This window comes from Allochromatium vinosum DSM 180, from assembly GCF_000025485.1.
In the GTDB taxonomy this organism is placed as follows: Bacteria; Pseudomonadota; Gammaproteobacteria; order Chromatiales; family Chromatiaceae; genus Thermochromatium; species Thermochromatium vinosum.
The window spans coordinates 1,647,313-1,667,225 of record NC_013851.1 but is presented as its reverse complement, the minus strand read 5'-3'; the positions used below and the strand labels follow the sequence as shown (position 1 = coordinate 1,667,225).

The 19,913-nt window shown below is 64.3% G+C and carries 14 protein-coding genes and 2 tRNA genes; 2 read left to right on the top strand and 14 right to left on the bottom strand.

Annotation, left to right across the window (positions count from 1 at the left end; all coding sequences use genetic code 11):
* Window positions 1-147 precede the first annotated feature (147 nt).
* Window positions 148-1,854: an FAD-dependent oxidoreductase gene (locus ALVIN_RS07115; RefSeq protein WP_012970648.1), complete on the top strand. Its 1,707-nt coding sequence runs from the start codon at window positions 148-150 to the stop codon at window positions 1,852-1,854.
* A 36-nt stretch (window positions 1,855-1,890) separates the two neighbouring features.
* Here the strand turns inward: ALVIN_RS07115 and ALVIN_RS07110 are convergent, their stop codons facing one another.
* From ALVIN_RS07110 to ALVIN_RS07070, 9 genes are all read right to left on the bottom strand, one after another.
* Complete coding sequence (locus ALVIN_RS07110) at window positions 1,891-2,550, bottom strand: LolA family protein (protein WP_012970647.1); 660 nt, start codon at window positions 2,548-2,550, stop codon at window positions 1,891-1,893.
* A 70-nt stretch (window positions 2,551-2,620) separates the two neighbouring features.
* Window positions 2,621-5,197, bottom strand: coding sequence for a DNA translocase FtsK (locus ALVIN_RS07105; protein ID WP_012970646.1), 2,577 nt, complete (start codon window positions 5,195-5,197; stop codon window positions 2,621-2,623).
* Between the two features lie 142 nt (window positions 5,198-5,339).
* Window positions 5,340-5,552, bottom strand: a complete 213-nt coding sequence (locus ALVIN_RS07100; RefSeq protein ID WP_012970645.1) for a cold-shock protein — start codon at window positions 5,550-5,552, stop codon at window positions 5,340-5,342.
* Between the two features lie 754 nt (window positions 5,553-6,306).
* Window positions 6,307-6,789 carry a Dps family protein gene (locus tag ALVIN_RS07095; protein ID WP_012970644.1) on the bottom strand — a complete coding sequence of 161 codons (483 nt, stop codon included), beginning with the start codon at window positions 6,787-6,789 and terminating at the stop codon, window positions 6,307-6,309.
* A 43-nt stretch (window positions 6,790-6,832) separates the two neighbouring features.
* Window positions 6,833-7,042 carry a DUF2061 domain-containing protein gene (locus ALVIN_RS07090; RefSeq protein WP_012970643.1) on the bottom strand — a complete coding sequence of 70 codons (210 nt, stop codon included), beginning with the start codon at window positions 7,040-7,042 and terminating at the stop codon, window positions 6,833-6,835.
* 76 nt (window positions 7,043-7,118) lie between these two features.
* Complete coding sequence (locus ALVIN_RS07085; protein WP_012970642.1) at window positions 7,119-9,221, bottom strand: ABC transporter ATP-binding protein; 2,103 nt, start codon at window positions 9,219-9,221, stop codon at window positions 7,119-7,121.
* A 4-nt stretch (window positions 9,222-9,225) separates the two neighbouring features.
* A complete protein-coding gene (locus ALVIN_RS07080) occupies window positions 9,226-10,638 on the bottom strand; it encodes an ABC transporter permease (protein WP_012970641.1) in 1,413 nt (470 codons plus the stop codon).
* Window positions 10,639-10,651: 13 nt separating this feature from the next.
* Window positions 10,652-11,629 carry an ABC transporter permease gene (locus ALVIN_RS07075; RefSeq protein WP_012970640.1) on the bottom strand — a complete coding sequence of 326 codons (978 nt, stop codon included), beginning with the start codon at window positions 11,627-11,629 and terminating at the stop codon, window positions 10,652-10,654.
* Window positions 11,626-13,746 carry an ABC transporter substrate-binding protein gene (locus ALVIN_RS07070; RefSeq protein ID WP_148217471.1) on the bottom strand — a complete coding sequence of 707 codons (2,121 nt, stop codon included), beginning with the start codon at window positions 13,744-13,746 and terminating at the stop codon, window positions 11,626-11,628. Before ALVIN_RS07070 ends, ALVIN_RS07075 begins: the two co-directional genes overlap by 4 nt.
* A gap of 168 nt (window positions 13,747-13,914) precedes the next feature.
* Between ALVIN_RS07070 and ALVIN_RS07065 the strand changes: the two genes are divergently transcribed.
* Window positions 13,915-14,691: an enoyl-ACP reductase FabI gene (locus ALVIN_RS07065; RefSeq protein ID WP_012970638.1), complete on the top strand. Its 777-nt coding sequence runs from the start codon at window positions 13,915-13,917 to the stop codon at window positions 14,689-14,691.
* Window positions 14,692-14,783: 92 nt separating this feature from the next.
* Here ALVIN_RS07065 and ALVIN_RS07060 read toward each other — a convergent pair whose 3' ends face one another.
* From ALVIN_RS07060 to lon, 5 genes are all read right to left on the bottom strand, one after another.
* On the bottom strand, window positions 14,784-16,721 hold the full coding sequence (locus tag ALVIN_RS07060) for a SurA N-terminal domain-containing protein (RefSeq protein WP_012970637.1): 1,938 nt from the start codon (window positions 16,719-16,721) through the stop codon (window positions 14,784-14,786).
* A gap of 78 nt (window positions 16,722-16,799) precedes the next feature.
* Window positions 16,800-16,876 (bottom strand) — tRNA-Asp (locus ALVIN_RS07055).
* A gap of 6 nt (window positions 16,877-16,882) precedes the next feature.
* Window positions 16,883-16,958 (bottom strand) — tRNA-Val (locus ALVIN_RS07050).
* A 15-nt stretch (window positions 16,959-16,973) separates the two neighbouring features.
* Window positions 16,974-17,246, bottom strand: coding sequence for an HU family DNA-binding protein (locus ALVIN_RS07045; protein WP_012970636.1), 273 nt, complete (start codon window positions 17,244-17,246; stop codon window positions 16,974-16,976).
* A gap of 186 nt (window positions 17,247-17,432) precedes the next feature.
* On the bottom strand, window positions 17,433-19,892 hold the full coding sequence (gene lon / locus ALVIN_RS07040; RefSeq protein ID WP_012970635.1) for an endopeptidase La: 2,460 nt from the start codon (window positions 19,890-19,892) through the stop codon (window positions 17,433-17,435).
* Between the last annotated feature and the right edge of the window lie 21 nt (window positions 19,893-19,913).

Genomic DNA, 19,913 nt, shown 5'->3' with positions numbered 1-19,913 from the left:
ATGTCGCTCACCCAAGGACCGACTTGAGGATCTTCAACTCGCTTGTAACAGCTTTGGGGCACACTCAGACACTCGACACGCGATGTCATGGAACTGGCTCTATCCCAGGACGCGACATCTTATTCGATCCGACTCAAGGATTCCGCTATGTCATCCTCATCCGCTCCGCTCAAGATCGTCGTCATCGGCGGCTCGGCCGCCGGTCCCAAGGCCGCCGCGCGGGCGCGCCGTCTCGACGAGCACGCCTCCATCACCCTGATCCAGAAAGACCCGGATCTCTCGATGGCCTCCTGCGGCTATCCCTACTATATCGGCGGCGTCTTCGACGATCGCAACCAGCTCATCTGCACCCCGGCCGGGATCGTGCGCGATCCGAATTTCTTCGAGAAGGCCAAGCGCATCGAGGCGCTGGTCCTGACCGAGGCCGTCGCCATCGACCGCGCGGCCAAGACCGTGACCTGCCGTCATCTGCCGAGTGGTGAGACGCGCGTCATCCCCTACGATCGCCTGGTGATCGCCACCGGCGCCACGCCGCTCTTCCCCCAGGTGCCTGGAACCGATCTGGCAGGCATCCACACCCTGCACTCGCTCGGCGACGCCGACCAACTGCGCGCCATCCGTGACCAGGGCCAGGTACGCCGCGCCGTGGTGGTCGGCGGTGGTCTGATCGGCTTCGAGGTCTGCGAGGCGCTGCATCTGGCCGGTATCCAGATCACGGTCATCGAGAAGACCGATTGCATCCTCCCCTTCCTGGATCCGGATCTGGCGCGTCTGGTGGCCAACCATGTGCGCGCCAACGGCGCCGACATCATCACGGGCAATGGGGTCGCTGCCTTCCTGGGTGAACACGGGCGACTGACCGCCGTCAAGCTCGACAACGGCACCGAACTGCCCTGCGAGCTGGCCGTGGTCGCCGTGGGCGTGCGCCCGAACATCGCACTGGCTCAAGCCGCTGGGCTGACGATCGGCGAACAGGGCGGCATCGCGGTCGATGAATACATGCGCACCTCCGATCCCGACATCTATGCCGCCGGCGACTGTGTGGAGTGCACCAGTCTCATCACCGGCCGCAAGGTGCGCGCGCCCTATGGCGACATCGCCAACCTGCAAGGCCGGGTCATCGGCCGGAACCTGATCCAGCCCGAAACGGCGACCTTCCCCGGCATCACCCATACCGGCATCTGCAAGATCTTCGACTACACGGTCGGCATCACCGGCCTGAGCGCCCGTCAGGCGCGCGCGCTCGACTTCGACATCGAGACCGCCACGGTCGCCGGACTCGACATCCCCGGCTACATGCACGGCAAGCTGTTGATCAGCCTGATGGTCGCCGAGCGCGGGAGCGGGCGCGTGCTGGGCTTCCAGTGTATCGGCCCTGGAGACGCCAGCAAGCGCGTCGCCACCGTGGCCATGGCCATTCGCGGCGGACTGACGGTCGAGGATCTGGGCAACGCCGACCTGCCCTATGCCCCGCCCTACTCGCTGGCGCTCGACCATGTCATCGTCTCGGCCCATGTGCTGGAGAACAAACTGCGCGGTCTCATGCACGGGGTCTCGGCCGCCGAGGTCAAACAGCGGGTCGACTCGGGCGCCGACTGCTTCATCATCGACACCCGCAGTCCACAGGAGTTCGAGGAGATGCGGCTCGGCATCGGCGAGACCCTGATCCCGCAGGGCGCACTGCGCGGACGCTTGAACGAACTGCCCGAAGACAAGGACCGCGAGATCATCCTCTACTGCAAGATCTCACTGCGCGGTTATGAGTCGGCCGCCATCCTTCAGGCGCACGGCTGGCGCAACGTCAGGGTGATGGAAGGCGGCGTCATGGCCTGGCCCTATCCGCGCGAGAAATAGCCGAGGGCGCGGGCGCCCGAAGCGCCCGACACCGGCTCAATCGAAGGGCAGGAAGTCGTCGACGGCGCGCTGATCGATCTTGAACAGATCCGGCTTGAGCGAGACGTTGCGCTGCGCGCCCGTGAAGTTGAGCCGGGTCTCCTGGCCGAAACTGTCCTCCATGATCAGGCTGTCGAGCGTATCCCGGCCGAAGCCCAGCTCGATGCGCACCACGTCCGTCTCGGCGTCCTTCGGAATCAATTCCACCCAGTCGCGCCCATCGGTACTCTCGATCGGGCGCACCTCGAAATGCTGCTCGATCGGATCGGTATTGGACAGCAGGAGTGCCGGCGTGCCGCGCAGGGCCTTGGTCTGGCTCTGATGCGAGACCTGCTTCAGCTCGACGTCATGCATATAGACCCGCTGACTGTCGGCGATGATGATCTGTTTGTCGGGGCCTTCGTACTCCCAGCGGAAGCGGCCGGGGCGCTGGAGATAGAGGGTGCCGCGCCGCTCCATCATTTGGGTACGCTCGGCGTTGAAGGTGAACTGTTCGAAGTCGGCCTTGAGACTGTTCAGGCCCTTGAGATAGTCGTCGACCCGCTGCGCGCCCTCGGCGGCAAAAACGCTGTTCGAGCAGCAGAGTGCGAACAGCGCCGGGATCAGCCAATGGAGGGCGCGCGGGCGCCTGAAGTCGAAACGAGACAGGGACAGCATGGATCGAGATACCTGGATGTGATTGGAGGCCGGTTAGACCGGGCGGGCGGCGCAAAGATCCGACGTTCGTTCAGTCTTCGTCGCGTGGCGGCGGTGCCAGTACCTCGCGATTGCCGTTGGTCTCGGCCGGGCCGACGATGCCGATGCGCTCCATCTCCTCGACCATGCGCGCGGCGCGGTTGTAGCCGATCTTGAGCTTGCGCTGCACCCCCGAGATCGAGGCGCGGCGACTCTCGACCACGAACTGCACCGCCTCATCGAACAGCGGGTCCGTATCCTCGGTATCGCCGCCGCGCGGTTCGGGATCGATACCGGGCAGCATCTCGGTCGGCTCGCGCAGCACGTCATGGATGTAGTCCGGTTCGCCGTACTGCTCCTTGAGGAACTCGACCACGCGATGGACTTCATGATCGTCGACGAAGGCGCCATGCACGCGATGCGGGATGTTGCCGCCGGGCGGCAGATAGAGCATGTCGCCATGCCCGAGCAACTGCTCAGCGCCCATCTGATCGAGGATGGTGCGCGAGTCGATGCGCGAGGAGACCTGGAAGGCGACGCGCGTCGGGATGTTGGCCTTGATCAGACCGGTGAGCACGTCGACCGAGGGGCGCTGAGTGGCGAGCAGCAGATGGATGCCTGAGGCGCGCGCCTTTTGCGCCAGACGGGCGATGAGTTCCTCGACCTTCTTGCCGACCACCATCATCATGTCGGCCAGCTCGTCGATGATGACGACGATATAGGGCAGATGCTGGAGATGCGGCACCTCGCCGCCATAGGCCAGCAGATCCTCGGGCTTGATGGTCGGGTCCGGGATCGGCCTGCCGGCCGCCTCAGCCTCGGCGACCTGACGGTTGTAGCCGCCGATGTTGCGTACTCCGAGCTTGGCCATGAGCCGATAACGCCGCTCCATTTCGCCGACGCACCAGCGCAGCGCGTTGGCGGCTTCCTTCATGTCGGTGACGACCGGCGTCAACAGATGCGGGATGCCCTCGTAGACCGAGAGTTCGAGCATCTTCGGATCGACCATGATCAGGCGCACGTCCTCCGGCCCGGACTTGTAGAGCAGGCTCAGGATCATGACGTTGATCGCGACCGACTTGCCCGAGCCGGTGGTGCCGGCGATCAGGGCATGGGGCATCCGCGCCAGATCCGCGACCACCGGCAGGCCGGAGATGTTGGTGCCCAGCCCGATGGTGAGCGGCGAGCTGGTGTCCTGGTAGGACGGTGAGTCGAGGATCTCGCGCAGGAATACCGTCTCGCGCTCGCGGTTGGGGATCTCGATGCCGATGAAGGGTTTGCCGGGGATGATCTCGACCACGCGCACGCTGACCACGGTCAGAGCGCGGGCCAGATCGCGCGCCAGCCCCGTGATCTTGCTCGCCTTGATGCCGGGTGCCAGTTGCAGCTCGAACAGCGTGACCACCGGGCCGGGATAGACCGCAACCACCTGGGCGTCGACGCCGAAATCGGCCAGATTGTTCTCGACCTGACGCGAGAGCTCCTCGATCTGTTCCTCCGAGTAGCCACGACCGCTCTTGCGCGGTGCTTCGAGCAGATTCAGGGGCGGGCGCGGTTTGAAAGCATCGCGGGAGGCGCTGGACGCACCACCGACGCGCGTCAGCTTCTGGAAGAATCCGCGCTTCTCCTCGGCGGGGCGTTTCGTCTCCGGCTCGGGTTCGGTCGGCATGGGGAGCGGCGCCCTGCCGATACTCGGCTCACGCCGGACGGCACCCTGATCGCGAGGCACCTCGTCCTGAGGACGCCCCTTCGGCTGAAGGAGCTCCCGCGGCTTGGGCGGCGGATCGGAGACCTCGAACGCGGATGGCGGATCGGTCAGCAGCGCCTGGACCTCAGGCGGCAGACGTTTCGGCGGACGCCGCGTCCGCGCCCGACGCGGCGTCTCGTCCAGCATGGACCGGGCCGCGTCCGGATCGAGCAGGCTGAGTGCGCGCGGCAGGCCCGCTGGGTAGCGTTCGGCCGACGAGCGGGCTTCCGGTCGATGTCCAGGCCGCCCCAGGAGCCAGCGGCTCAGGAACCGCCAGAAGATCTCATACGTCTGGAGCGTCACCGCCCCGGTCGCATCGATCAACTTGAGCCAGGAGAGGCCGAAAAAGAGCGTCAGACTGACGAAGAGTGATCCGAGCAGCAGCAGATTGGCGCCCATGATGCCGAAGGACTCGAGCATGCGCCCACTGACCAGCAGCCCGACCCCGCCACCCGCTCCGTTGGGCAGATAGTCGCCCGTGACGGCCATATTGACCGAGGCGAAGCCGCAGCCGGCCGCCATCGTGACCAGGAAGCCGACCCAGCGCAGCGAAAGCAGCCAGGTCTTGGCTTCCGTCTCCTCGCTCCGCCCGCGAAACAGCAGCCAGGCGCTCCAGGCGATCATGAAGGGGAGCAGATAGGCGAGATAGCCGAAGAGATAGAGTGCCGCGTCGGCGAACCAGGCGCCCGTGCGACCACCAGCGTTGGCCACCTGCGGATCGTTCCCGATATACGACCAGCCCGGATCCTGGGGCGAATAGCTGATCAGCGAGAGCGCAAGATAGATGGAGGCGCACATGAGCGCCCACAGACTCCCCTCGCGCAGTGCGCGCTCAACATGATCGGTGAACGTCAATTGCCCGTAGCGTGTTGCCTGTCCCATGCGCCTCTCCAAAATGTTCCAGCGCATTATAGCCTTACGGGGGATTTTTCGCGCGGTTTCGCCGATAGCGGCGCGCGCGGACGGGATAGCGTGCGAGCCACCCCGGACGAGGTGGCTCGGCAGGATCAGATCGCGCGGCGCCTTAGTTCGGCGTCACGTTCTCGGCCTGGGGACCCTTGGGGCCTTGCGTGACCTCCATGGTCACCTGCTGACCTTCGGCCAGCGTCTTGCGGCCGGCGCCATTGATCGCGCTGTAATGGACGAAGACGTCCTTGCCACCCTCGCGCTCAATGAAACCATAGCCTTTTTCGTCGTTGAACCACTTGACGGTTCCAGAAATCAATTCGCCTGCCATAACAACCTCATCGATAAAAACGCACCAACCAGGGTTGGTATTGAATGACCCGTCATCACCTAGAAGACGGTGTCACGACCACTCGCGTTGGAGCGGAATCTTTCATCGGACGTCTCCCGGATTACCGGAGCTTCACCCGATTCTGTACCTGCTCTCGATCGCTCGACGATCGAAAGACTGTCGATATCCTGTTCGTCGTATCAGTTGCGCGAGATCCCCCCAGCGGGTCGATTGGATTCACACCTGGAAACACCAGCTCCCGGCTCGTCAGGCGCTGCAATACCGAGCTGAAACGGCGCGCGGGCCGCTGCGGTCGCGAGCGACGCATGTCTGTGACGGCGGGATGATACCGATATCGAGGAAGTCATTCGAATCAAGCGGGGAGGCCATTCATGGCAGTCGACGAGGGGTTCAAGCGGTCATAACGGAGTCATTAAATCAGCTATCGGCAGGTCGATGACGACTTGTACCATTGGAGTTCAAATCAGATCGACTGACAAACACTATCCGGCCGATGATCCGATTATCGCGCTTCGACACAGTCCTGTGCTCGTTCATAATTTAGCGGTGGATTATACCCTAGAATTCGCGGGAGCAAAGATCGATCTCTGAGCACCGTCGAATTTAAAACGAATCAGTCAGGTAATGTCCGGTGGATGCCGCCCGGCGCCCTGACTGCGACATGGCGCCGAAACATACGTCGAGTGCGACGAAAGCGCAAGCCGAAAAACAGCGCCGGGCGTATCCGGATGGATCAGGAACCGAGCAGGCTACGCAGCATCCAGGCGTTCTTTTCGTGGATCTGCATGCGCTGGGTCAGCAGATCGGCGCTCGGTTCGTCGCGAGCCTCCTCGACGGCGGGGAAGACCGAGCGGGCCGTGCGCACCACGGTCTCCTGTCCGGCCACGAGCCGGCGGATCATCTCCTCGGCGTCGGGCGCATCGTCCTCTTCCGGGATCTCGGTGAGGGCGGCATAGGCCTTGTAGGAGCCGGGCGCCGGATGCCCCAGGGCACGGATACGCTCGGCGATCAGGTCCACGGCCAGCGCCAGCTCGTTGTACTGGGTCTCGAACATCAGATGGAGCGTGTTGAACATCGGCCCCGTGACGTTCCAGTGATAGTTGTGCGTCTTGAGATAGAGGGTGTAGCTGTCGGCCAGGAGCTTGGACAGCCCCTCGGCGATGGCGGCACGGTTGGCGTCCGAGATACCGATGTCGATGGGCATGGGCTTGGTCATGGTCGTGCTCTCCTTGGTTGAGTCATGGATTCGGGACGCGGGATCAGGCGGCGAACGGCTCGGTCGCTTCAGATGGGCGGCGGCTCGCACGCACCCAGTCCCAGGTCTTTTCGTGGAAGAAATAGGCGACCGTGTTGACCGCCGGCTCCACCAGGGCCAGGGCGCCGCCGATGACGACGCTTCCGGTCATGAGATAGGCGACGGTGAAGGCTACGGTCATGTGAACGACGCCGAAGGTCAGGGTCTTGGTCATGGAAGCTTCCTCCCGTGTGTGTTGGGAGACAGTCTAGGACGCGGACAATGAAAAGCAAAATCGATTGATGCTACGATCACGATTGGACTTCGCTATCGGCGACCATCCGCGTCGAGACTCCGACATCGACACCATGACAACACACCCGGCGCGTGGCGCCAAGCCGGGTCTCGACCGGGTAGTGATGGCGACAGACTTCGATCACCTCTGGACAGCGCGGATGGAAGTGGCAGCCCGACGGCGGATGGCGTGGCGAGGGCATGTCGCCTTCGAGCCGGATGACCTGGCGGCGCTGCTCAGGGTCGACCACGGGCACGGCCGAGAGCAGCGCGCGGGTGTAGGGATGACGCGGATCGTCGAGTACCTCGTCGACCTGACCGTGCTCGACCACTCGGCCCAGATACATCACGGCGACTTCGTGAGCCAGATAGGACACGACCGAGAGGTCGTGGGTGATGAAGAGATAGGCCAGTCCGAGTCGTTCCTGAAGATCCTTGAGCAGGTTGAGGATCTGTGCCTGGACCGAGACGTCGAGCGCGCTGGTCGGCTCGTCGCAGACAAGGATGCGCGGCTCGACGGCCAGGGCGCGGGCGATGCAGAGACGCTGACGCTGCCCGCCCGAGAACTCGTGCGGATAGCGGTTGGCCGATTCGGGATCCAGGCCGACCAGTTCGAGCAGTTCGGCGACCCGGCGCATCCGCTCCGCCCGCTTGGGGGCGAGGCGCAGTGCCTGGAGTCCCTCGCCGAGGATGTCGCCGACCAGCATACGCGGGTTCATCGAGGCGAAGGGATCCTGGAAGACGATCTGCAAGTCCTTGCGGAAGGGACGCAGGCGCCGATGGCTCAGACCGATGAGTTCCTGGCCGCGATAGCGCACCGAGCCGCCGGTCGGCGGCACGAGTTGCAGCAGGCCCTTGCCGGCCGTGGTCTTGCCGCAGCCGGACTCGCCGACCAGGGCCAGCGTGCGTCCGGCATAGAGATCGAGCGAGATGCCGTCGACCGCGCGGACATGGCCCACGACGCGGCGCAGCACGCCCTGGTGGATAGGGAAATGGACCTGGAGACCGCGCATGGTCAGGAGCGGGACTTGAGCGGTCTCGGTCGGGGTGTCGCTGGGCGGCGAGTTCGGATCACTGGTCGGGGACAGCGGCTCGGGTGTCGGCGAATCCGTCCGATCGGAAACCGGACGACTTGAGACTCCGGCCGCATCCGGCTCGGCGAGATGACAGCGTACCCCACGCTCATCGCTGAACGCGCGCCACTCGGGCGCCTCCAGACGACAGCGCTCGATGGCCGCCGGACAGCGCTCGACAAAGCGGCAGCCCTGGAACGGCGTATCCAGCGGCGGCACGCGGCCTGGAATCACGGCCAGCCGTCTGCCACGCTTGCCGGCATCGGGCAGACTCTCCAGCAGATGACGGCTATAGGGATGCAGCGGCTGGGCGAAGAACTCAGCCACGGGCGCAGTCTCGACGATCTGACCGGCATACATCACGGCCAGCCGCTCGGCCGTCTCGGCGACCACGCCCAGATCATGGGTGATCAGGAGCACCGCCAGTCCGTTCGCGGACTGCACGGCCTTCAGCAACCGCAGCACCTGCGCCTGGATGGTGACATCGAGCGCCGTGGTCGGCTCGTCGGCGATCAGGAGTCGCGGATCGCCGGCCAGGGCCATGGCGATCATGACGCGCTGTTTCATCCCGCCCGAGAGCTGATGCGGATACTCGTTCAGCCGCTGCTCGGGGTCGGGGATGCCGACGGCGCGCAGGAGTTCGACGGCCCGCTCGGCCCCGAGCCGTTGGCGCGTCTCCCCCTGATGCAGCCGCACCGCCTCGCCGATCTGGGTGCCGACGGTCAGCACCGGATTGAGCGAGGTCTGCGGCTCCTGGAAGATCATCGCCATCCGGCCGCCGCGCATCTGGCGCATCTCGGCTTCGGTCAGGGTCAGGAGTTCGGTTCCGCCGAGCTGCGCCGAACCGGCCGTGATCCGCCCGGACGGCGGCAGCAGACGCATCAGCGACAGCGCCGTCATCGATTTGCCGCAGCCCGACTCGCCGAGCAGGGCGAAGGTCTCGCCGCTACGGATGTCGAGCGTCAGTCCATCGACCACGCGCGCGGGCCGGGCCGGATCACCCAGCTCGGTCGTCAGCCCCGTGACGTGCAGGAGCGGTTCGGTCATCGGCTCAAACCCCTCTCAAGCGCGGATCGAAGGCATCCCGGACCACATCGGCGAACAGATTCGCCGCCAGCACCAGGGTGAACATGAACAGGAACGCCGCCGCCAGCGACCACCAGACGATCGGATCGCGCGCCAGCTCCAGTCGCGCACTGTTGATCATGTTGCCCCAGGAATTCATGGTCGGATCGACGCCGATGTTGACATAGGAGAGCACCGCCTCGGCCAGCACCAGCCCACTGAAGTCGAGCACCAGGGTGATGAGGACGATGTGCATGACATTGGGCAGGATGTGGCGGGCGATGATGGTGAAGTGGCCGACGCCGAGCGCCTGCGCGGCCTGGACGTAGTCGATCTCGCGCAGCTTGAGCGCCTCGCCGCGCAGCAGACGGCAGAGTCCGGTCCAACTGGTCACGCCCAGGATCAGACACAGGAACAGCAGGCGCAGATCGGCGCGCTCGACCAGGCTCGCGAACTCGTCGGCGTGGTTGCTCATGTAGACCTGGAGCATGAGGATGGTGGCCGCGATCAGGAGCACGCCCGGAATCGAGTTGAGCGTGGTGTAGAGATACTGGATCACGTCGTCGACCCAGCCCCGGAAATAGCCGGCCATGATGCCGAGCAGGATGGCGGCCGGGAGCATGATGAGCGTGGTCAGGGTGCCGATCAGCAGTCCGGTGCGGATGCTCTTCAACGCCTGATAGAGCACGTCCTCACCGACCTTGTCGGTGCCGAGCACATGGTATTTGAGCGCCAGCTCGCCGATGACGAAGGCCAGAATCAGAACCAAGGCCAGGGTGCCGAGGACGGTGCGCCAGGGGATCTGGGTCTGCCCCCGGAGAATGCGGTCGCGGACGGCGTCGAACGGCTGCCCGTGACGACGCGCCAGCCACCAGACCAGGCCGGCGGCGAGTAGCGCCCAGAGGCTCAGCCCCTTGATCAGTCCGATCAGTGAACGCCAGGCAATGTCCCAGGCGCGGTCGCGCTCGGGATCGGCCAGATGCGCCCCGCCATGTTGCAGACGCGGATAGTCGCGGATCACCGTGCCGTCGGGCTGATCGAGCGCCTCCTTGGTATGCAGATGGGTGGCGAAAGGCGCCGAATAGGTTTTCTCCTGCCGTTCGCGCAGACCGCTCAGGGCGAGATCCAGCAGACTCAGCACTTCGGGCGCATGACGCACCTCGCCAGACGCGTCCGCCCGGTCGAGCTTGAGCCGCAGATGCACGGTATCCAGCAGCCCGACCACGGCATAAGCCAGCAGCACCACCAGGGTCGCGACCCCGATGCGCGAGCGCACCACCCGGCGCCAGGGTGCGCGCAGATGCTCGTGACGCGCCGCCCAGACGGCGAACAGCGCCGTCACGGCCAGCAGCAGGAAGACCAGGGCATCGGTCCAGAGGACGACGGGGATCAATGGCACGACGCGGGCCTCCTCATTGCAATCTGACGCGCGGGTCGACCAGGGTATAGGAGATGTCGGTCAGGATCAGACCAAGGATGTAGAGCACGGCGCCGAGGAAGACCATGGCGCGCACGATGGCGAAATCCTGATTGCTGATGGCATCGATGGTATAGCTGCCAAGCCCCGGAATGCCGAAGAAGGACTCGGTGATCAGACTGCCCATGAACAGCAGCGGCAGCACCACCACCACGCCGGTCAGGATCGGGATGAGCGCGTTGCGCAGCACATGCCGGAACAGCACCACCCGTTCGCTCAGACCCTTGGCGCGCGCGGTGCGCACATAGTCGCGCCCGATCTCCTCCAGAAACAGCGTGCGATACCAGCGCGTCCCCGAGCCGATTCCGGCGACGACCCCGACGATCACCGGCAGGATCAGGAACTTCCAGGCGTTCAGCCCCTGGTCGTAGCCCGAGATCGGCACCAGATGCCAGAGCTTGCCGATCAGGAACTGCCCGCCGATGATGTAGAACAGTCCTGAGATCGACATCATGGCCACCAGCAGTACCACGCTTCCAATATCGACATAGGTGGCGCGGAAGAAGACGATGAAGAGCGCATAGCTGATGTTGAACGCCAGCCCGATCAGCAGCACCGGCAGCGCGATCGCCAGACTCGGCCACATGCGCTGCGAGATGTCGTAGCCGATGTCGCGCCCGGCGTCCGACGAACCGAACTGGAAGACGAACAGCTTGACCGATTTCTGGAACAGGATGGTATCGGTCAGGCTCGCCAGACCACCAGCCTCGGCGTTGTAGAGCAAAGGCCGGTCATAGCCGCGCTCGGCCTTCCAGCTCTGGATCGCCTCCTCGGTCACGCGCTTCTGACCCAGATGCATGCGTGCCATGTCGTCCGGCGAGTTGACGACGAAGAACAGCATGAAGGTCAGCAGATTGACTCCGATCAGGATCGGGATGGCATACAGCAGCCGGCGCACGATATAAGCGGTCACAGGGCCGTACTCCTCTCGCGGCGACGCACCATCCACCAGGCCGGAAGAACCAACAGCACCAGCACCCCGCCGACGACCCACAGCGGCCAGAGGATGGGCGGATTCCAGTCGCGCCGTGCGGCCTGGCGCTGCTCGGGGTCGAGACGCCGGTATTTGAGTGTGTTGTTGGCCATCTGGTTGGGATGCGCATTGAGCAGCCAGCGATGATGCAGGCTGAACGACTTGGGATGGAAGCCCCAGAGCCAGGGCGCGTCACGCCGGGCGATCTCGACCAACTGGTCGATGAGCGCCTGACGCTCGGGGCCGTCCTCCATATACTTCATGGCGTCGAACAGGCGGTCGAACTCGGGGTTGGCATAGTTCGAGGCGTTCTCGCCCTGGTGCTCGACCTTGCCGTTGGGGCCATAGAGCAGGAACAGGAAGTTTTCGGGATCGGGATAGTCGGCGTTCCAGCCCCACATGAATACCTGTCCGGTGCCGTTGCGGATCTTCTCCTGGAAGCGGTTGTAGTCGGTCGAGCGGATGACCAGCTCGATGCCGAGCTTGGCGAACTGCTTGCGAATCCAGTTCAGCCGCGCGCGATCATCGGGGCCAGTGGCGACGGCCTCATAGTTGAGGCTGAGCGTGCGTCCGGTCTCGCGATCGACGCCGTTCGGATAGCCGGCCTGTTCCATCAGCACCAGCGCCTCGTCCAGGCTACGCCGCTCGGGCCGCCCGTTGCGCCACTCGTAGACGAAGGGATTGATACCCGCCTCGCCCTCGCGATGACCGAAGATTCCGGGCGGAAGCGGACTCTGGGCTACCAGACCTCGTCCGTTGGTGAAGATCGAGATGAATTCCTCGAAGTCGACCGCGATCGAGATCGCCCGGCGCAACAGACGCGCGCGCTCGGAGTCGCCGCCGATCACCGGATCGAGCATGTTGAAGCCCATGTAGTAGATCGATGGCTCGACCGAGGTCAGCAGCGAGATGCCGCGTTCGCGCATGACCTCAGTCAGTATCGGCTCGCCCGAGGCATCGATCTGGATCGCCTGATCGAAGGCATCCGACGAGATCCCGGAGGCGTCATAGTAGCCCTGGAGGAATTTGGTCCAGCGGGGGATATCTTCTTTCTCCAGGCTGTAGATGGCGCGGTCGATGAAGGGGATCGGCCGGCCGGCGTCGTTCAGGATGCCTGAATCCAGATCCTCGGGCATGCCCTCGCTCGGATAGGTCTCGCCGTGGAAGTTGGGATTGCGCTCCAGCACCATGCGCCGGTTGGGGTCGTTCTCGCTCAGCATGTAGGGGCCGGTGCCGACCGGATACCAGTCGAGCGTGATGTTGCGTTCAGCCAGCCCCGGCTGAGCATAGAAGACATCGGCTTCCCAGGGCATGGGCGCGAAGAAGGGCATGGCGAGCCAATACTGGAACTGCGGATACTTGCCTTCGAGACGGATGCGCAGTGTCTGGCTGTCCAGCACCTCGACGCCGCTGAGGCTCGCCTGCCGCAGGGCCGCGACCCGCTCCAGCGCGCCGGCCGACTCCAGCCCCGCGAGCTGGTCGGCCAGCTCACCGAAGCCGCGAATGTGCTCGCGCATCAATCCGGCGATCGGCGAATGCGACCAGGGCGCGGCCAGACGCTTGATCTGATGGGCAAAGTCCTCGGCGGTCAGCGCGCGCGTGCCGGTTGCCTCGAAGTCGGCCAGACGGTTGATGCCCTTGAGATCCCCTGGACTCAGCGCGTGATAGCGATAACTCCCGTCATCGGCGCGCGCAAAGGCCGGATGCGGCTGAAACCGGATGCCGGGCTGGATGCGGATCAGGTAGTCGCTGTGATCGATCGCCGCAACCGGCGCATCTTCGGGCAGCGGATGGCCGGCGGCGTCGAAATAGCGCGGCTCGGGTACCTCAGCCGCCGAGAGCGGCACCAGACGATAGGGCCGGAGCAAAAAGTGATATTGCAGCGGCGGCTCGTAGATCTGCGCTAGGAAGGCGTACTCGTCCGAGCTGTAGGAGCGCGCCGGGTCCAGATGCTTGGGACGCTCGGCAAAGGAGCTGTAATAGACGTTGGCCTCGGCGTCCGCCGCCGGATAGGGATCGTTCCAGGCCGACTCGCCGCAGCCGGAAAGCGCGAGCACCAGCAGCCCGAATACGCCTATCCATCCTCGTTCGACCCAGTCGCGCACCGTCGCCCTACCCTTTCACCGAATGACAAGATTCGGTACTGTTGCAACCCTCGTCCAGAGTGTCAACGGGTACGACGACTTTTCATCCGTCCACTGAGCTACAACAGAGACAAAACACCCATGGGTTTCCTAGAAGGCAAGAAGATTCTGATCACCGGCGTGGCGAGCAACCGTTCGATCGCCTGGGGCTGCGCCGAGGCGATGCATCGCCAGGGCGCCGAGATCGCCCTCACCTACCAGAACGACAAGCTCAAGTCACGCGTCGAGGAGATGGCGCACAAATGCGGGTCGGACATCGTGCTGCCGCTCGACGTGGCCCAGGATGCCGACATCGAAGCCCTGTTCAAGTCGCTCGGCGAGCGCTGGGACGGACTCGACGGCATCGTACACTCGATCGCCTTCGCCCCGCGCGAGCAACTGGAAGGTGACTATGTCGACGCCGTCACCCGCGAGGGCTTCAACACCGCCCACGAGATCAGCTCCTACAGCTTCGCCGCACTGGCCAAGGCCGGACGCGGCATGATGGAAGGGCGCAACGGCGCGCTCGTCACCATGTCCTATCTGGGTGCGGTGCGCGCGGTGCCGAACTACAACGTCATGGGCATCGCCAAGGCGAGTCTGGAAGCCAACGTTCGCTATCTGGCCGCCTCGCTCGGTCCCAAGGGGACGCGCGTGAATGCCGTCTCGGCCGGACCGATCCGCACCCTGGCCGCCGCCGGCATCTCGGACTTCCGCGACATGCTCAAGAAGGTCGAGGAACGCACCCCGCTGCGGCGCAACGTCACCATCGAGGAAGTCGGCAATGCCGCCGCCTTCCTGTGCTCGGATCTGGCCTCGGGCATCACCGGCGACATCCTCTATGTCGACACCGGCTACAACATCCTCGGACTGGGCTGATCGCGCCCCCCTGGAGATTGCAGCTGAACGTTGCCGGCTCCCACGCTCAGGCGTGGGAGCCATCCTGTGACGCGCCAGCGTCGACCAGCCGCTTACAGCGCCTCGTCGCTCCCCTGTGACGCTTTGCGCTCGATCTTGGCGCGCGACTCCATGTCTTCGAGCACATTGGTGTAGGCCTGACGCCCCATGATCTGGGTGATGATGAAGGACTCGGCCGAGAAACCATCCTCGCCGCCTTCCCCATCAGCCTCGACCTGACCATCCTCGACCTTGGTCAGACGCACCACGACCGCATCACTATCGTCCAGGATCGCGGTTCCGACACTGACGGCCCCATCGGTCGGCACCGGCAGCTTGAAGGCCGCATCCAGCACGCCGGCCGGCACCTCGGCGCTCTGACGAGAGACCAGCCCCGGCGACTCGGGCTTCAGCTCCTCACCGGCCACCGACCAGCCGGAGCCGTCACGCAGCTTTTCAGCCAGCGCCTCGGCGGCCGATTTGGCTGCCGCGCGCGCCTGTTCGTCACGGATGGCGGCGACGATTTCCTCGCGCACCTCGTCCAGCGGCTTGACGGAGGCCTCGCGATGCTCGGCCACGCGCAACACGATGGCCTGGAGCCGATCGCGCTCGGGTTCGATCAGGTCGCTGTTGTTGCCGCCGACCAAAACGTCCTCGCTGAAGGCCGCCGCCATGACCTTGGGGTGCGACAGCAGTCCTTCATCGCCCCCATTGCGGCCGATCCAGTCGCTGTGCTGAATGGTCAGCCCCAGCGCCTCGGCCGCCGGATCGAGACTGTCCGGCGACTCGTAACTGATGTTGGCCAGACGCTCAGCGAGCTCATAGAACAGCCCCTCGGCGCGCTGCTTGGCCAGCTCGGCGCGCAACGGCTCGCGCACGTCCTCGAACGGCTTGGCCTTGGATGGCAGGATCTGGACCACCTCGATCAGGTGATAGCCGAAGGGGGTGCGGACCGGCTCGCTCAGCTCCCCCGTCTTGAGGGCGAAAGCCGCTTGATCGAAGGCCGGAACCATGATGCCGGACTCGATGACCCCGAGCGATCCGCCCTTGGCGGCACTGCCCGGATCCTGCGACAGCGTCTTGGCCAGTTCCTCGAACGACTCACCCGCCTGAATCCGGGCGCGGATCGCCTGGATCTCATCGAGCACCGCGCGCGCGGCGGCTTCGTCGGCATCCGCATCGACCTTGAGTAGCAGATGACGCACCTCGCGCCGCTCGGGCTGGGCGAAACGCGCCTGATCGGACGCATAGAGCTGGCGCAGATCCTCCTCGCTCACCTCGACCTTGGAGGACAGGGCGTCGGTGTCGAGCACCAGATAGTCGAGCCTGACTTGCTCAGGACTCTGGAAGCGCGCGCGATTGGAGTCGTAATAGGCCGTGATGCGCGCCTCGTCGATCGGCTCGTCGGTGCGATGCTCGGCCAGCGGCAGCCGTAGATAGCTGATCTCGCGCTTCTGACCCATGAGCCGTTTGTAGGTGTCCAGTTCGGCGCGCGTGGCCAGCTCGCTGCTGGAGACGGCGCGAATCAACTGGGTCGCGCTCATCTTCTGACGCAACTGCGCCTCGTACATCGCCGGGGTCAGACCTTGGAAGCGCAACAGACGTTCATAGGTGTCCTTGTCGAACCGACCCTCGCTGACAAAGGCCGGATCGGAAAGGATCTGCATCTGGACCTCTTGGTCCGAGACACGCAACCCGAGACGCCCGACGACGTCCATGAGCAAGGCTTCCTGGATCAGGGTTTCGAGCACCTCGGCGCGCAGACGCTGATCGTCGAAGGCCGCCGGATCATAGGCCGCGCCCAGGCGCTCGCGCAGTTCGAAGCGCGTCTCCTGGACCCGCCGGTCCAGCTCGCGCGCCGGAATCTCGACCCCATTGACGGTCGCCGCGATCGGCTCGCCGCCCACACCCAGATAGGACTGAATCCCCCACAGGGCGAATGGAATACTGATCAGGATGACGATGGCCCAAGCGATCCAGCCTTGGGCGCGTTCACGGATGGTCTGAAGCATGGTGACTCGCGAAGATCCAGGTCCAGAAACAAAAAAACGGGGTATCCACTTGTGATGGATACCCCGTTTACTCGAAGTTGGCGGAGCGGACGGGGCTCGAACCCGCGACCCCCGGCGTGACAGGCCGGTATTCTGACCAACTGAACTACCGCTCCAAATTTTGGTGGGTGCTGCAGGGATCGAACCTGCGACCCTCGCCTTGTAAGGGCGATGCTCTCCCAGCTGAGCTAAGCACCCTTGTGAAGCGAGCGACTATTGTACCGCGTCTTTGAGTGCTTTGCCAGCCTTAAATGAAGGCGTTTTCGATGCCTTGATTTCGATGGTGGCGCCCGTTTGCGGGTTGCGACCGGTGCGGGCCGCACGCTCTTTCAACGAGAAGGTACCGAACCCGATCAATGATACAGTATCTCCTTCCTTCAATGCAACAGCAATCGAATCGGTGAAGGCATCCAGGGCGCGACCGGCCGCAGCCTTAGAGATGTCGGCGGCCTCGGCCATTTTTTCGATGAGTTCCGATTTATTCATGGATTTCCCCTGTGAATCCCCAGTTTTATGCCTGAATGGTCAGCGTCGGGCCGCGCCCGGTCGCCGGATACGGTCTGGCCTCTCGATCGTCTGGAAAGGCCCGCGCGCCCCACTGTGGGGCGCCTCGATCGTGCTGGCATCCTAATGCGCAGAGGGCGCGGGAAGCAACCATCAATTGCGCCGGACTCAGTGATGCAGGCGCGCGCCCTGCTCGCGTCCGGCCTCGGCAGCTCCATCGCGCGCGTCCTCGGCTTCCGCGATCGGCTCCTCCCCATCGATTTTGGTTTCGATGGGGGCGGGATGCTGGGTCAGGGCCAGATCCAGTACCTCGTCGATCCAGCGCACCGGATGGATCCTGAGATGTTGCTTGATGTTCTTGGGGATTTCGGTCAGATCGCGCTCGTTCTCCAACGGGATGATGACGGTCTCGATCCCGCCGCGATGGGCGGCGAGCAGCTTCTCCTTGAGTCCGCCGATCGGCAGCACCTCGCCGCGCAGGGTGATCTCGCCGGTCATGGCGACCGTGGAACGCACCGGGATCTTGGTCAACGCCGAGACCAGGGCCGTGCACATGGCCACGCCCGCGCTCGGACCGTCCTTGGGTGTGGCGCCCTCGGGGACATGGATGTGGATGTCGAACTGGTTGTGGAAGTCCGCCGGCACGCCGAGCGCGTCGGCGCGCGCGCGTACCACGGTCATGGCGGCCTGGATGGATTCCTGCATCACGTCACCGAGCTGGCCGGTGTAGGTGAACTTGCCCTTGCCGGGAACCAGCGCCGATTCGATGCGCAGCAACTCGCCGCCCACTTCCGTCCATGCCAATCCCGTGACCTGGCCGATCTGGTCGTGCTCGTCGGCGCGGCCATAGCGATAGCGCTGTACGCCGAGATACTTCTCCAGCGACTTGGGCGTGATCACCGTGGGCGCGTCGCGCTTCTTGAGCAGGATTTCTTTCACGACCTTGCGGCAGAGTTTGGAGATCTCGCGCTCCAGATTGCGCACGCCGGCCTCGCGCGTGTAGTGGCGGATGATGTCGCGCAGGGTGTTCTCGCGGATCACCAGTTCGGAACTCTTGAGACCGTTGTTGCGGATCTGTTTGGGCACCAGATAGCGCTCGGCGATGGCGACCTTCTCGTCCTCGGTGTAGCCCGAGAGCCGGATGACCTCCATGCGATCGAGCAACGCCGGCGGGATGTTGAGCGTGTTGGCCGTGGCCACGAACATGACCTCGGACAGGTCGAAGTCCACCTCCAGATAGTGATCGGCGAAGGTGTGGTTCTGTTCGGGGTCGAGCACTTCGAGCAGCGCCGAGGCCGGATCGCCACGGAAGTCCATGGCCATCTTGTCGATCTCGTCGAGCAGGAAGAAGGCGTTGCGCGAACCGGCCTTGGACAGGTTCTGGATGATCTTGCCCGGCAACGCACCGATGTAGGTGCGGCGATGACCGCGGATCTCGGCCTCGTCGCGCACGCCGCCGAGCGACATGCGCACGAACTTGCGGTTGGTCGCCAGCGCGATCGACTGCCCGAGCGAGGTCTTGCCGACACCAGGCGGGCCGACCAGACACAGGATCGGTCCCTTGAGCTTGCGCACGCGCTGCTGCACGGCCAGATATTCGAGGATGCGCTCCTTGACCTTCTCCAGCCCGTAGTGATCCTTGTCGAGCACGGACTCGGCGACCTTGATGTCGTTGCGGATGCGGGTGCGCTTCTTCCAGGGCACGCTGACCAGGGTGTCGATGTAGTTGCGCACCACGGTCGCCTCGGCCGACATGGGCGACATCAGCTTGAGCTTGTTCAACTCGCCGAGCGCCTTGTTCTTGGCCTCGCGCGGCATCCCGGCGGCCTCAATGCGTCGGGCCAGATCCTCGATCTCGTTGGGCGCGTCTTCCAGCTCGCCCAGTTCCTTCTGGATCGCCTTCATCTGCTCGTTCAGATAGTACTCGCGCTGGTTCTTCTCCATCTGGCGCTTGACGCGCCCACGGATGCGCTTCTCCATCTGGAGGATGTCGTTCTCGGCCTCCATCAGGCTCATCAGATGTTCGAGCCGCACGGCGATGTCGATCATCTCCAGCACGCGCTGCTTCTCGTCGAGCTTGAGCGCCATGTGCGCGGCCATGGTGTCGGCGAGCCGGCCGGCGTCGTCGATGCTGGCGAGCGAGGTCAGCACCTCGGGCGGCACCTTCTTGTTGAGCTTGACGTACTGATCGAAGAGCGCGAGGGAGGAGCGCATCAGCACTTCCTGCTCGCGCTCGTCCATCTCCAGGGTCTCGGACATGGGCTGGATGAGCGCGGAGAAAGCGTCTTCCGTGGTCAGAAAACGGTCGATCTGGGCGCGCTGGCTGCCCTCGACCAGCACCTTGACCGTGCCGTCGGGCAGCTTGAGCAACTGGAGGATGTTGGCCAGCGTGCCGATCTCATAGAGATCCTTGACCCTGGGTTCGTCGACATCGGCGCTCTTCTGCGCGATCAGCAGAATCTGCTTGTCGGTGGCCATGGCCGCATCGAGGGCGCGGATCGACTTGTCGCGCCCGACGAACAGCGGGATGACCATGTGCGGGTAGACGACCACATCCCGCAGTGGAAGTACGGGAACTTCCTGCTGGATGGATCGCTCACGACCGGAAGCTGGGATGTTTTGAGCCATGGAAACCTGTTCTCGTTAGAA

Coding starts and splice junctions, on each gene's coding strand:
- ALVIN_RS07105 (WP_012970646.1), bottom strand. CDS start 5,197: ATGGGACAGGCAACACGCTACGGGCAATTGACGTTCACCGATCATGTT.
- ALVIN_RS07045 (WP_012970636.1), bottom strand. CDS start 17,246: ATGAATAAATCGGAACTCATCGAAAAAATGGCCGAGGCCGCCGACATC.
- ALVIN_RS07090 (WP_012970643.1), bottom strand. CDS start 7,042: ATGACCAAGACCCTGACCTTCGGCGTCGTTCACATGACCGTAGCCTTC.
- ALVIN_RS07060 (WP_012970637.1), bottom strand. CDS start 16,721: ATGCTTCAGACCATCCGTGAACGCGCCCAAGGCTGGATCGCTTGGGCC.
- ALVIN_RS07085 (WP_012970642.1), bottom strand. CDS start 9,221: ATGACCGAACCGCTCCTGCACGTCACGGGGCTGACGACCGAGCTGGGT.
- lon (WP_012970635.1), bottom strand. CDS start 19,892: ATGGCTCAAAACATCCCAGCTTCCGGTCGTGAGCGATCCATCCAGCAG.
- ALVIN_RS07095 (WP_012970644.1), bottom strand. CDS start 6,789: ATGACCAAGCCCATGCCCATCGACATCGGTATCTCGGACGCCAACCGT.
- ALVIN_RS07100 (WP_012970645.1), bottom strand. CDS start 5,552: ATGGCAGGCGAATTGATTTCTGGAACCGTCAAGTGGTTCAACGACGAA.
- ALVIN_RS07110 (WP_012970647.1), bottom strand. CDS start 2,550: ATGCTGTCCCTGTCTCGTTTCGACTTCAGGCGCCCGCGCGCCCTCCAT.
- ALVIN_RS07065 (WP_012970638.1), top strand. CDS start 13,915: ATGGGTTTCCTAGAAGGCAAGAAGATTCTGATCACCGGCGTGGCGAGC.
- ALVIN_RS07115 (WP_012970648.1), top strand. CDS start 148: ATGTCATCCTCATCCGCTCCGCTCAAGATCGTCGTCATCGGCGGCTCG.